The sequence below is a fragment of the Novipirellula herctigrandis genome (assembly GCA_007859835.1).
Taxonomy (GTDB): domain Bacteria; phylum Planctomycetota; class Planctomycetia; order Pirellulales; family Pirellulaceae; genus Novipirellula_A; species Novipirellula_A herctigrandis.
Window position 1 is genome coordinate 223063 of the sequence record SJPJ01000002.1, and the last position, 13406, is coordinate 236468.

Consider the following 13406-nt stretch of genomic DNA (forward strand, 5'->3'; position numbering starts at 1 on the left):
GGGCTTTGGCACGGTTCCCTGAATCCCCAAAACGGGCAAGAGAAAAGGTCGAAAATCAAAAAAACCAAAAAGTCTCGCTGCCTGTGACCAGACTTGTCATACCCATCTCGAATACTTGCATTGTCCTGACAACGCGTCCGCTTCTCGATCTCACTTTCTCTATTTCACTGTTTTCAATTTCACTGCTTTCAATGGGGGAAACCATGAATACTTCACTTCGCCGAGCCATGCAAGATTGTGACAACTACGTCATCGAAATGGATTATGCCGATGCGAAAGGAACCCAAACGCACCGCATCGTCAGCCCGATCCGATTCATGGGGAGCTATCGCTTTTTGGGACTGTGTCTTTGCCGGGAAGCACCACGTCAATTCCAACTTTCACGTTGCAAGAACGTTCGTTTAGTTCCTGCATCGGAAGTAATGATGCCGGTTGCAATTTCGTCCTAGTTTCTGGTTTTGAGTTGTTCGTTGGCCCATTTGTGAACCGTTTCCAATTTCATCTCTTCGGTGGCATGCAGCATTCTCATCGCATCTTCACCACCGATAATATAGAACGCATTTTCCACTTCTTCGGGTGTGAGTAGTTCGCGGTACTGGTAGTAACGAATTTCCGCCAGTGTCGCGAGACTCTTGGCGTTTCGATCCCCCATCATCGAAGTCACACGGCGACGAGCGACATCGGAAGTCAACGGAGGCATATCGGTGATCGAATACTGCTTGTCAATGACTGCGAACAAGCTCGACAATTGCTCCTTGACATACTCGCGATTGGGTGCCTTGACACGCTGGACTTCAAAATTATCCAACGCCTTTGAAACAACGAGTGGTTTGCCATCGGCTACTCGAAGTAAACGGCATCGAGAGATATTTTGAGTAATGCCTTTGGCGGTGGGCGAACGACTGCTTTTGACTTCTTTCAAAACGACATCGAAGTGCAGAAGAAAGTCAATGCCATTTTTCTTGGCCGCTCTAAGAGCATCATCGGAGTTAACTTCACCAACATACACGAGTCCGATTTGCCACATCGGAAAGGGTTCAAGTCCTTCACCAACACTAAGCGTTTCGATGACGGGTTGCGGAGGCTGGTTCGCCCCCGGCATACCACCGTAACCTGAACCCTCATTGCCATAACCGTATGAACCATCCTGCATATCTCCGTAATCGGAGCCCCCATTTTCGTAACCGTACAAGTCATCGGGCGGGCCGTAGGAGCCATCGGGCGGGCCATAGGAGCCATCGGGCGGGCCATAGGAGCCATCGGGCGGGCCATAGGAACCATTTTGCGACATACCTGCTCGCTGTTCTGCCATGGACCGACCTTGACCGGGTAATCCACCAGGCCTATTCGGATCCGACGGCTCCGACTCGGGTTCGACCGGAACGATGCTCGACAATGCCAATCCAAAGTTGCCGTCCGAAAAGCGAGTCACGAATTCCTGACCAACCACTTCGGCAACCAATCCAAGCGTCTCGGTCAACCGTTCGTCCGCGGTCGTGCTGAGCATTTCCTCTTTCTCAGGCTCGACAGCTGGTGGATTGTTGCCGTAGGGGTCATTTCCCGGATACGAGCTTGAGCCATAAGACTCGGGCCCATAGGAATCCATGCCAGAGGAACCACCGTAGTCTGGTCCACCGTAATCCGAACCGCCGTAATCTGATCCGCCGTAATCTGATCCACCGTAATCCGAACCACCGTAGCCTCTCCCGCCGCCCATTCCAGATGCTTTCGAGGTGCTCTCGGTAATCGGACTCAAATCTTCAACGATGTCACCACGGACGGCCAACGAAACGCCCCATCGCAACTGCCAAGTCGGTCGCCGCTTTGGCGAATCATTAACTGTATTCACGACCGGGCTCAATTTGATCTCTTCCAAATCGGCAGTTGCTTTATCGAAATCAACCGCCAAGTGTCCATGAAAGAGTGCGAGTGAGGTCTCGATTCGGCCCAGGTTGAATGCCTCTTCGACCTGCTGTTCCAAAATCGGCCGATCATCCTCCAAAGCGGGATCGACTGGCGCGAGCAGCGGACCGAGATCAATCGATTTGATCAACGTACGAGCAACGGAGGACGGATCGGCTAACTGCCCACTGGGCAGCGAACCGGGACCTTGAGCATGGACGGAACTGACATGCATCCCCGTAAACGTCATGCCAATAAAACAACATGCGATCTGCACACCACGGGACGGAGTCCATCGTCGAAGCTCGCCCAAATGGAGGCGATTCAATGAGAAAAATGGCTTGGTAAACATGATCAATTAACCCTCCGCCAAGATTGAAGGCGGCAATAACGAACGCGAAACACCCGATTCAGGGGGACGCCCCCTACAAATGTGAAATTATGTCCAGTTCAATTTCGACTTATTCCTCTGGATCCGGAAAAGTCCGAAACAATCATTCGATTCGACGGCCTTTCTCCTGAATTCAACATAGCGCATTGTACAATACGGCCAGTTTCCGCCTATGATAAACACTCACGACCGTCCGGTGTGCCCCTGCGACAACAGATCAGCGAAAAGGTTCGCCTTGCGGCCTTCTAGCCCCATTTTCTCACCCGATTGCGGTCACCGAGGGAACTTTTTTTGCGGTACATGGTTCTAAATCATGCGTTTCTAGACGGAAGAACCTTTCGGACACTGCTAGCGACACTTCACGAGAGACATTTTCACAATGCCAAGCCGCCGGTCAATCAAAGTACGATCGACACGTTTTGAACGGATTCAAACGAGCCAGCTTCGGTCGGAAAAATCCCGTAAGGGTCGGCGTAACGTGACACGACGTCTGATAGTTGAACGACTTGATGAGCGCCGTGTGCTTGCTGCGATCACTGGGGATGTATTTCATGATCTTGACCTTTCCTTCCGCCAAGAACCTGGCGAAGTGGCGCTTGCCAAGCGATTGGTTTACCTCGACGCGAATGACAATGGATCGCTCGATCGTGGCGAAATCTTCAATGTTGCTGACGACGCTGGACAATTCTCCTTCGAAGATCTTGCCGACGGCAGCTATCTAGTTCGCCTGTTCAACGGCACCGAAACCCAACAACAAGTTTTCCCCGTCCGAGCCAGCAGTGATGCCGATCCGATTGAGGTCGTTGATGGCAATACGTTTACACTAGGAGCCAATCAAACCGCGCTGGTTCTTACTGACACGTCGATCGAAGTCGCTGATTTTGCCGAAGGCGCCGCCAAACCCATTTCGGTTGACGCGACATTATTCAAGATGCAAACGCTGCCGAACGGCAAGATTCTTGTGATCGGTAGCGTCTCCGAAGGTAGCACTAGCACCGACTCGGCTTGGCTCGTCGACCCATCGATCGGCACCGTTTCACCAACGGATCTGTCAACCGACCAAACACCGACCACTTGGTCCGACATCGCGATTGATGGCGACGGCAATGGCGTATTAGTGAAATCATCGACGTCGCCCGCGCCGCTATTGTCGATTGACGCGTCGGATAGTACCAGCGGAATCGTTGTGACGGAAACCACAACGCTCGTCCCCGCTGGGACAACCGTCATCAGTTCCACCACGACTCCAACGTCGGTCGTGGCATGGCCGGGTACCTCGGGACTTATCCTGTCGATGTGGAGCAATAGTACGAACTCCTTGCTGCCCGGCGAACCGGTTGAAGTCGCAGGAACAAGCGACTTAGTCAGCTTCGATGATGCGTCGGACTTACTGGTGCTTCGCGAAAAAACCGGTGGCATCACTGTAGTTGATACCGGTGCCCAGTTCGCACCACTGCACTCTTTCCCCGAGATGACCGGCCCCGTAGCGATTGACGGTGCGCGAGACATGCTGTTGACGGTGTCACCCGTTGATGACGTATTGCGGCTGATCGATTTGCGTGACGGATCGCTGATCGCAGATTTAGCAATCGACCTATCTTCAATTGGTGATGTTTCGGGGTTGGCCACCAAAGGCAAACCTGACGTGGTCACCATTCTTGGCGCTGCTGGCATTATCGAAATTTCGTTAAAACAACCCGATGCACACCGAGTGGAAATCGTTGACGGCCAAAATGTCGATTCGATTTTATTTGCTTTGTCGCTGGATAGCCAGGCCAACACGGCGCCGACGTTCCCCGACATCCCGTCGTATTCAATCGTGGAGGACGAATCACTTTCGATGGCCGCACCAGGAACGCTCAACGACGTGTTCGACGCCGAAGGGGACTCCGTGGTCGTGCTACAGAAGTCGACCGCCATGAATGGCACCGCTGAACTTGCTGTCGATGGCGCAATCGTCTTCACACCGAACGACGATTTCTTTGGCAGTGAAACAATTACAATCGAATTGCATGATGGACAAAACATTTCCGAGCCTTTCGACATAACGATCGATGTAATTCCGGTTGCGGACCCGCCAACGGACATCGTCATCATTGCCGACCCGGTTCTTGAAAACATCGACATCGGCCAACCGATCGGAATGATCCAAGTGATTGATGTCGATGGCATTGATGTGGCGGGCAGTGGAAACAATGGGGGAGGCAATTCCGCCGGTGGCAACCATGTCATCGAGATTAATGACCCTCGCTTTATCATCGTGGATGGGCAAATCATTTTTGTCGGAGGTATTGGTGGTGGCAATAACATCGACGGCCTCGACTACGAACAGGAGTACTTAATCCCGCTCTCGATCACGACGACCGATTTGGTGACCGAAACGGTACTCGTCAATAGCACGGCACTCACGGTTCTCGACGCGAATGATCCAATCACCGGAATTTCGCCAACGGAAGCATCGGTGTTCGAGAATGCCATCGGTGATATTGTGACGGAACTCCTGGTCGACGACCAAGACACCGAACAATTCCACTCCTTCACCGTCGACGACGAACGTTTCGTGATTGATGGAGCCGACTTGAAACTCGCTGACGACACTTCACTCGATTACGAAGCGGGAAGCGAAGTCGTCGTTAACGTTACCGCCACCGAATTTGGAACCGGTGGAACATACACACAAGCGATCACGATCAGGGTCTTGGATTTACCAGAACAACCCCAAACACTTGGGCTAACCGGCAATACAATCGTGGAGCTCAAATTGGCTGCGTCGGTTGGCGACGTGACCCTCGATGGTTCGCCCGCGTCAAGCCGTTACAACTTGACTGTCGATGACCCCCGTTTCCAAATCGCCGGAGGAACGCTTTCGCTTGCTGATGACGAAATGGTCGAACAGTCAACGCAATCCGAAATTGAAGTTAGGATCACGGCGTCCGATTCGCTTGGCGCTTATAACCCGATATCCAATACATTCGTTATCACGGTTATTGAAAACGAGACTCCGTTCCACAACCCCGACAATCCATATGACGTCAATGGTATCGGCGGCGTCACCGCAGCCGACGCATTGTTGATTATCAATCTTCTGAACGATTTCGGTCCCCACGAAGTGGGTCATGGCAATCCCGATTATGGATACGATGTCAACGGCGACGGATACGTCACCGCGCTCGATGCGTTGTTGGTCCTCAATGAGGTTAACAACCAGGGAACGGGCGGAGGCACCGTCGGCGGTGAACAAGGAGAGGCCCCTCCCGAAGGTGAAGCGATTGCAAATGAGGAACCGGCAACACCACCGCAATCCGATTGGATCGCCGCTGACTCCATCGACAATCTGAAAGCATCCGAATGGGTCGATCCACGGGACCGAGCAATCATTGAGTCGACCGAACCAGCAGACGGCATGCGGGTCGTCAGCGACCCGCAGAATAGCGACGACCCAAACGTTCGCCAATTCGCACTTGAGGAAGCCGTTGGCTCGGCGGAAGACTCGCTCGCGTCCACCGACTCGGAAGCTCTCGATGAAACGATCCGCTTGCTTTCCGATCTCTCTTAAAGGCTAGTGGTGCGTCATTTTCTTGGATCGATGTGGTGGGCGACGTTGTGAGTCCTTCCTTGCACGTCGAACACCAGGACTCGTAACTTGGCCCACTTCTGCCAACCCTAAAATCAACCATCAAAACGCGCTAAAAATCTTTGACGACTTCATGGCCTGCGCGTGTGGACAGGGCATGGAACAATTCTCGGTCAATCGTCTCGGTAATCATATGCACGCTTCCATCGGCGAGTAGAAAATTCGTCCCAGCAGGGTGCAGACTACTGAAGTTGTGAAAATAATGTGCTGGCGTGTCCGTTGAATTCGGCGGATAAGTGGCAACGCCTGCAACGCGAGCAACGCCATGCTGACCGCCCGTAACAACGCCGACCCAAGTCGAATACGCTAAGACGGAATGCCGTTCTCCAACAATCATCGTGTTACTCAATCCGTCAAGCAAATCCGCGAATCGACACGGACGGTTCAGAGAGAAGGTTCCATCCCCTTGGCAACCGTTGCAGTTAGGACTGCTGGGATCGCAAACGTGGTGAAATTCAAGCGTACCAAACATGCCAATATAGTTGCTGGTTGCAGTTTGAATCGGAAAGGAAACATCGCTGGAAACCGATGGCCCGCCACCCGCCATTGAAAAGGTCGCCTCACCAACATCTGATGGACAACGATAAGTGCCAATCGAAGCAGTCAGTGCGTGCTGATTCACCGGATCGGTGATGGGACATTCGAAATGGATCATTCCATCGTAAACTGCAGATTCTTCCAAGTACGGAAGAATACTGCTGCTCCAAGCCCAACCGGGCACTCCAAACCAATGAGCCTTTCCAGTACTTGGGTCACAGCCGCGCCATCCAGCCGGCAGTTTCTTAAAGACGTCGTGGTACATTTGCAGACCAAGACCGATCTGCTTCATGTTATTTGTACACGATGTTCGCCGAGCCGCCTCGCGAGCTGCCTGAACAGCGGGCAATAACAGCGACACCAAAACTCCGATAATCGCAATTACTACCAGAAGTTCCACAAGCGTAAATGCGCTTCGCCGGGGCATGTTCATTGTCGTTACCTAATTCCTCAATAGACTCACTTTGTTTCGGGATCGTGAACTTTCGATTCCCGCCTTTGCTCACTCGTAAGTGCGCGTTTTAGCGCACTTTAATCGAACAAACAACCACGATCGGAGAGACGCCCCATGCGTTCAATAACTAAAGACCACGGTGTTGTTATGTAGGTGATCGAACAACTGTTTCCGATCTTCAATCAACTGGATCCCCGGAACAAGTTCGTCCTTCTGGACCCCCGTGATCTCGGCACACATTGGACAGACAAACATCTTGGCACCGTGTTCAAGCAAATCCGTGATTAGCTTATTGACGGGTTCCTTGTCCATGAAACGAACCGAATCAGGCAAATTTTTGCGTGCCAGCGGTGGCGATTTAACATTAAAAAAGACAACCGCTTCGCGTCCGTCCGCAAGCCCATGTTCTGCAAAGTGCAGCCCCATGCTGACAGCATGCAAATCATCGGGACCGCTCGTTAAGTTGATAACCAAGGTCGGCTTTGCCCCCTCTTCCGTATTGGTTTGTTCAGCTCGAAGTGCTGATGGCGTACAAAGCAAAACGAAGGCAAAAGTGGAAATCGTAAGCGTTCGAATCATTTTTTCATTCCTGTGATAGTAGAAAGTGGATCTAGTGAGAACGACAAAAATCACTGGCCAATTTCAATTGACCACCAATGTATTGTTCAACGGCTTGGCGGGGCAAAAGTTGGTTAGCGATGATTTGGTGATCGATCACGAACGGTTCTGTGCCAGCACGACGAAGAGCATCAGCTGCTCGCCACCCCATACCGCCACAAAGGACTGCTGTACAATCTGCTAACGCGATGGCAATATCATGATGGCCGTGTTCATGATGGCCGTGTTCATGATCATGATGTCCTTCGCATTCGCCTTTCGCATGCGCGGTCTCGTTATTAGCTCGTAAGGTCTCGTTTCCAATGGTTTCATTTTGGATATCGAAAACGATAAACCACTTCGAGCGACCAAAATGCCGTGAAATGGAAACACCATCATTTGATGCAACTGCAATCTTCATTCAAATCATCCTCGATAGGAGTGCAACTGTTTCGTATTTTCCCTAGACCGTGTCATCGCGTCGAAAGGCCGTGCTTTGACAACGGGGACACGCCTTTGGTCGCCCCGTCCCAAAGGGCAACTTCCAAATATGCTGGCAATCGCTACAAACGAATGTGCGTTCTTCAATGATCTCGACCGCGCCGCCTTCGATCCGCAAGGCCATCCCCTCCACCAAGGCTCGAGTAACCGTCGTCCGTGCCGAGTCAATAATCCTGCCAAACGTCCGTCGTGAAACGCCCATTCGCTTGGCCGCTTGATCTTGGTACAGCCCCTCGATATCAACCAACCGCATTGCTTCAAGCCCATCGATCGGTAGAACAATTTCTTGTAACGATCGGGTTGGAATACCCGCTGGCTTGAAATAGGTGCTGTCAGGCGAAAGCCCAACTCGTCGGCATTGCTTCGGTCGCGGCATGTCGGCTTGCTCCAAGAATCAAACGAGCCCATTATGCGCATATGAGCACAACGTGTCAAGAGAAACGTCGGGGAGGGAGAGGTTTTGCGTGAGCAAAGAAGGGAGCGAGGGCGCTCATGCGTGACCCGGGGGGCTTGGAGATCGCTGCGTTATGACGGACAGATAGTAACGCCCCGAGGCAGTCGGCTCCCATCCAATAGCAGGCGGCCCGAAGCTCGTAAATGTCCAAAACTTAGCTTGCCCTTGGCAAGCCAAGGGAACTTAACTGAACGCGTCTGACCCACGCGCTAGATTGGCCAAATCATTGTTCGGAGCCTGCTACTGGCGACAATAAGATAGTGCCAAGAGGGTATAGGCGGTGACCAATTGACGGTCACCTTCCATCCATCGTTCATTCTCTTTATTGACCCACGAACCATCGTCCAGCTGTTCAGAAATCAATTGATTGGCTAGATCTTGCCGCCACACGCGTGGCTTGCCGTTGGCGTCGTCGAGCACTTCCACTCCGGCCGCGTCCAGTGCTTTTGCAAACGTGTGGTAGTAGTAGTACAAACCGGCCGAGCCCATTCCGGGATTCGTTTCGACCGAATAGTTCTTACGAATAAAATCCATTGCCGCTTGCACTCGCACGTCATCGGGGGTCAAGCCGGCATAGATCATGCTCTTTAGGCCTGCGTAGGTCATCGAACCGTAGCTACGAAGTCCACCCGCTTCGGTCTCGCCTGCTTGGCTTTGCCCACCTGCCGCAGGCGTGTAATAGAAACCACCATCTCCAACCTTATCCGCATACTTCGTATCGTTTCCTTGTCCCGCCAAGTTTTGAGTTTTCACAACAAACTGCAACGCCTTTTGAATCGCTTCGTCATCGGGTCCATTGCCTAGCTCGTGGAGCGCCTCCATGAAGAAAGCTGTGTTTGACAAATCGGGACGTTTATGATTTCCATAGCCGGCACCACCATATGCGGTATCGGAGGTTTCGATCCCTTCGCCTTCATCCCATTGCAATCCCTTTAGGAAAACTTCGGCTCGCTTCAAAGCACTCTCGTACTTCGATTGGTCTTTGCCGCTCTTGTTGGCTTGGACCAAAGCCCCAACCGAGACCGAAGTCTCGTAGTTCCGGTAGAGCGAACCCGTTTCATATATACCGCCATCACTTTGAATCTTTGATTCGACATAAGTGAGCGCCTTTTGAATGACGGGATCGTTGATTGCTGCAGGCCGATGTTTCAAAATCGCATTGACACATAACGCCGTCACTGCAACCCCAGTCTCTCCGCTAAACGAGCCATCATCGGCTTGGCCGCGTGTGCGAAGAAATTCGATCCCTTTGTTTACAGATTGATCAATGCGTGTTCGCATCGACTCGGTTTGTTCCGAATCAATCGTGGTATCGGCCATCGCGGGAACGGAAACGACCAGCACTAAAAACAACGCCAACATACAGTTCATCGGTAAGACTCGTAGCGAAAGTAAGAGTGAAACGGGTTGTAAGGATCGGTGCATCGCCTAACGTGATCGGACTAAACGGAACCACTCACAAGATTGTGTGAGTGCATTTTAACGAGTGGGTCTAGATCAATGCAGTAGCACAGGGGGAAATTCCGAAATCATTTTCGTTGAGCAAACGTGTTTGTCCCCAATCGTTCTTTTCCTGCTTAGATAATGCTCCCCTATCGATCACGACGTATCGAAAAACCGAAAACCGTCCGCCATTTTCGGCAGGACGACGGGGGGAGTGCATCTACAAGTGGTATCATTCACCGAATCGATCGATCTCATCGTAAGCCACAGCAAACGCTACCCGCCATAGAGTCAACATCGAATCCCTCCGCTGAAATCGGCCGTCAAATCACAGGGGATCTGCCCCCTGAATCGCTGCTCAAGCTTCACGGAGAAGAATTGATTGAACGACTGCAAAATTGGGCGGCTGATTTGGATGCACGCGAAGCGACTTTGAACTCCCGAGCAGCGCTACAGGAACACCGCGAGCGTCAATTCCGAGTCCAACAACAATCAACGCTTGCGGAATTGGCTGAGCAAGCTCGAGCTGCAAAACGTGCCGAAGTCGCGATTCGACATCGAGCCAGACAAATGGCGTTTGAAGTTGACGAATCATAGCGGTCACCCCGCCAATAGAGATCATTTGGGCGGGCGATGTCGCCATTGCCACCGTTTCGTTCTTTGGCTCTTGACAATCTTCTCCCACAGATGCACAATACTCTTACTGAGACTCATTCTCAATAAAGAAAGCATTGCTCGTGACAACTCTCGACCAGCTGCGGCCCGGACAATTTGGGCAAATCGTTCGTATTGACGGGTTTGATGGAATCGCATCCCGCCTGCGGGAAATGGGATTTATCCCTGGAGAGTCGGTCCAGTTCTTGCGCACCGCACCACTCGGCGATCCGATGAAATGCTCCGTCCAAGGCAGTCGGATCGCTGTGCGAAATGGTGAGGCACGGCGTGTCTTTATCGAGCCCATTGCCGCCCCTGTTTCGTAATGACTTATGGCGAATTCCGCCGAGACATCTTCAACACCCCGAACTTCGAAAGACACGATTTCGAACTCCGCAGCGCCACTTCCAGTGGTTTCGTCGCCGACTGCTAGAGGGCGAGTCTTTCGCGTTGCTTTGGTTGGCAACCCCAACACCGGAAAGAGCACGCTGTTTAATGCGCTGGCCGGGATGAATGTTCGCACTGGCAACTACCCGGGTGTAACCATTGAGAAAAAAGTTGGTCGATGCTCGGTAGGCGACTACTCGATTGAGTTGGTCGATTTGCCAGGCACCTATTCAATGGCTCCGCGGTCGCCTGACGAAATGGTCGCCGTGGAAGTCCTCACCGGCGAGGCAGCCAACGAACCGCCTGTCGATGTGATTGTCTGCGTCGTCAATAGCACGCTACTGCAACGAAATTTGTTTCTGGTGAGCCAAATCGTCGAGCTTGGTAAACCGACCATCCTAGCGCTCAACATGACTGACGCGGCCGAAGCGAGAGGGCTAGCGATCGATGTTGAAAAGCTTTCTGAAAACCTGGGCGTCGGAGCTGTTCCCACCAGCGCATCGCGGCGGACGGGGATCGACGAACTAAAGGCAGAGATCAAAACACAACTCGACCGAGTTGCCAATGGCCGTGCAGCGGCAACCGATCGCGAACGCCCTTTGCCAAAACAGTTTTATGCAGTATGCAATGAACTGCGTGCCGAACTCGTCCAGCGAGCCTGTACGACCGAATCACTGAACGAACGAAATTGCTCGCGGACCATGATCCCCGATCAATATCTGATTGAGCGAATGCTGCTGGATCGTGGCGGTGAAGCGGAACGCCGGGCAATTCGACGACTCGGCGCCGCCGTGTTACCGGCAATTGCCCAAGCACGTGAAAAGTTAGCTTCGACTTGCGGTGACCCCACGGAACTTGAATGTGGTGCCCGCTACGCGTGGGCCGCCAAACATTTGGACGGTGTCGTTTCGCGAACAAAAGCCAAACCACGCAACGCAACCGATTGGCTTGATGCAATCTTGACCCATCGTGTGGCGGGCATGATCAGCTTCTTCGCAATCATGTTCCTGATTTTCCAGTGCATTTATTCGTTTTCCCAATTTCCGATGGACTTGATCGATGGCGCAACTGGCTTGGTTGCTGACGCGATCACGTCAATCATCCCCCCGGGCATGCTGCGTAGCTTACTCGTCGACGGCGTGATCGCTGGAGTGGGGGGCGTGTTAATCTTTTTGCCACAAATCGCGTTGCTATTTTTCTTCCTAGCGGTACTCGAAGATTGCGGCTACATGTCACGCGCCGCGTTTATCGTTGACCGAGCGATGACGATATTCGGCCTAAGCGGCAAATCGTTCTTGCCTCTGATGAGCTCGTTCGCTTGTGCGGTACCGGGCGTGATGGCGACACGCGTGATCGAGAACCGTCGCGACCGGTTTGCGACCATCATGGTTGCGCCACTCATGAGTTGCAGTGCTCGGTTGCCCGTTTATCTGCTGCTGATTGGTGCGTTTGTTCCAGCAACGGGCGTACTCGGTGGATGGCTTTCCGCCCAACCATTGGTGTTGATGGCGATGTATTTTGTCGGCGTTGCCGTGGCAATTCCCGTCGCGTGGCTTTTGAAGAAAACACTACTACGAGGCGAAGTGGCGCCGTTTGTGCTCGAGTTGCCCGAATACAAGATTCCGTCCGCCAGAGTTGTTTTCTCTCGAGTCTGGGAAGCTGTCCGCGAGTTTGTGGTACGAGCCGGAACGATGATCTTTGCTGCTTCGATTTTGATTTGGTTTGCCGGTTTTTGGCCAGGCGACCATTCACGACAATTCGAATTACAAACGCAAATCGAACAGCTCGAAGTTGCAGATGTGACGACGCTCGACGCGGCCGAACTAGAAGCACTGCACGTGGAATATCGGCATGTCAGTTCATTGTTGCTGACAAACAGCACACTCGGAAAAGTGGGGCACGCGATCGAGCCTATCGTTCGACCGCTTGGATGGGATTGGCGGATCGGTGTTGGAGCGGTCGCTAGCTTCCCTGCTCGTGAAGTGATCATTTCAACCCTTGGGACAATCTATTCACTCGGTGGCGAAGTCGACGAACAGGATGATGGCTTGGTTGCCGCGATGCGAGCATCAACATGGCCCGATGGACGACCCGTGTTCACAATCCCCACGGCATTGTCGATCATGGTCTTTTTTGCGTTGTGCGCGCAATGCGTTAGCACGTTGCTAGTGATCAAGCGAGAAACGAATTCGTGGTTTTGGCCTGTGCTTAGCTTTAGCTACATGACGGTGCTAGCGTACGTTGGCGCGTTCGCGACTTACCAAGTAGGATCAAGACTCTTCTAGGCATCGCGTTCGAGGGGACCCAGACGGTGGACGGTTGGCAAAAAATCTTTTCGCTTGTGATTGTCGCCGGAGCTGCGTATTGGTTACTACGGCGAGCGATACGAACAGTCCGCCGCGGGCTTAGCGCCAAGATTGGCGATTGTTCGTCATGCGGTTCCTGTGCAATG

General features: G+C 52.6%; 11 protein-coding genes. 5 read left to right on the top strand and 6 right to left on the bottom strand.

Annotated features, from left to right (window positions below):
* The first annotated feature begins 203 nt into the window (after positions 1-203).
* Entirely contained in the window at positions 204-449 is a 246-nt protein-coding gene (locus tag CA13_RS31645) for a WYL domain-containing protein (RefSeq protein WP_419195221.1), read from the top strand.
* Here the strand turns inward: CA13_RS31645 and CA13_RS31650 are convergent.
* The gene (locus CA13_RS31650; protein WP_146404122.1) at positions 446-2254 is read right to left on the bottom strand and encodes a hypothetical protein; all 1809 of its coding nucleotides are present in this window, start codon (positions 2252-2254) and stop codon (positions 446-448) included. The two genes, CA13_RS31645 and CA13_RS31650, sit on opposite strands and share 4 nt — an antisense overlap.
* Before the next feature lie 517 nt (positions 2255-2771).
* Here CA13_RS31650 and CA13_RS31655 point away from each other — a divergent pair.
* Entirely contained in the window at positions 2772-5849 is a 3078-nt protein-coding gene (locus CA13_RS31655) for a dockerin type I domain-containing protein (RefSeq protein ID WP_419195222.1), read from the top strand.
* Between the two features lie 130 nt (positions 5850-5979).
* Here the strand turns inward: CA13_RS31655 and CA13_RS31660 are convergent, their stop codons facing one another.
* The 5 genes from CA13_RS31660 to CA13_RS31680 form a co-directional block, all read right to left on the bottom strand.
* Positions 5980-6897 (bottom strand): DUF1559 domain-containing protein, encoded by a 918-nt coding sequence (locus CA13_RS31660; protein WP_419195223.1) that lies wholly within the window; start codon positions 6895-6897, stop codon positions 5980-5982.
* A 141-nt stretch (positions 6898-7038) separates the two neighbouring features.
* A complete protein-coding gene (locus tag CA13_RS31665; RefSeq protein ID WP_146404125.1) occupies positions 7039-7497 on the bottom strand; it encodes a DsrE family protein in 459 nt (152 codons plus the stop codon).
* Between the two features lie 31 nt (positions 7498-7528).
* Positions 7529-7936, bottom strand: coding sequence for a NifB/NifX family molybdenum-iron cluster-binding protein (locus CA13_RS31670; protein WP_146404126.1), 408 nt, complete (start codon positions 7934-7936; stop codon positions 7529-7531).
* Between the two features lie 42 nt (positions 7937-7978).
* On the bottom strand, positions 7979-8392 hold the full coding sequence (locus tag CA13_RS31675; RefSeq protein ID WP_146404127.1) for a DUF134 domain-containing protein: 414 nt from the start codon (positions 8390-8392) through the stop codon (positions 7979-7981).
* 318 nt (positions 8393-8710) lie between these two features.
* Positions 8711-9832: a prenyltransferase/squalene oxidase repeat-containing protein gene (locus tag CA13_RS31680; RefSeq protein ID WP_473087528.1), complete on the bottom strand. Its 1122-nt coding sequence runs from the start codon at positions 9830-9832 to the stop codon at positions 8711-8713.
* A gap of 222 nt (positions 9833-10054) precedes the next feature.
* On the opposite strand from CA13_RS31680, the gene CA13_RS31685 reads away from it, so the two are divergent.
* The 3 genes from CA13_RS31685 to feoB all read left to right on the top strand — a co-directional run bounded on the left by CA13_RS31685 (position 10055) and on the right by feoB (position 13239).
* Positions 10055-10510, top strand: coding sequence for a hypothetical protein (locus CA13_RS31685; RefSeq protein WP_146404129.1), 456 nt, complete (start codon positions 10055-10057; stop codon positions 10508-10510).
* Positions 10511-10650: 140 nt separating this feature from the next.
* Positions 10651-10893 carry a FeoA family protein gene (locus CA13_RS31690; protein WP_419195225.1) on the top strand — a complete coding sequence of 81 codons (243 nt, stop codon included), beginning with the start codon at positions 10651-10653 and terminating at the stop codon, positions 10891-10893.
* A gap of 6 nt (positions 10894-10899) precedes the next feature.
* A complete protein-coding gene (gene feoB, locus CA13_RS31695; protein ID WP_146404131.1) occupies positions 10900-13239 on the top strand; it encodes a ferrous iron transport protein B in 2340 nt (779 codons plus the stop codon).
* Positions 13240-13406 lie beyond the last annotated feature (167 nt).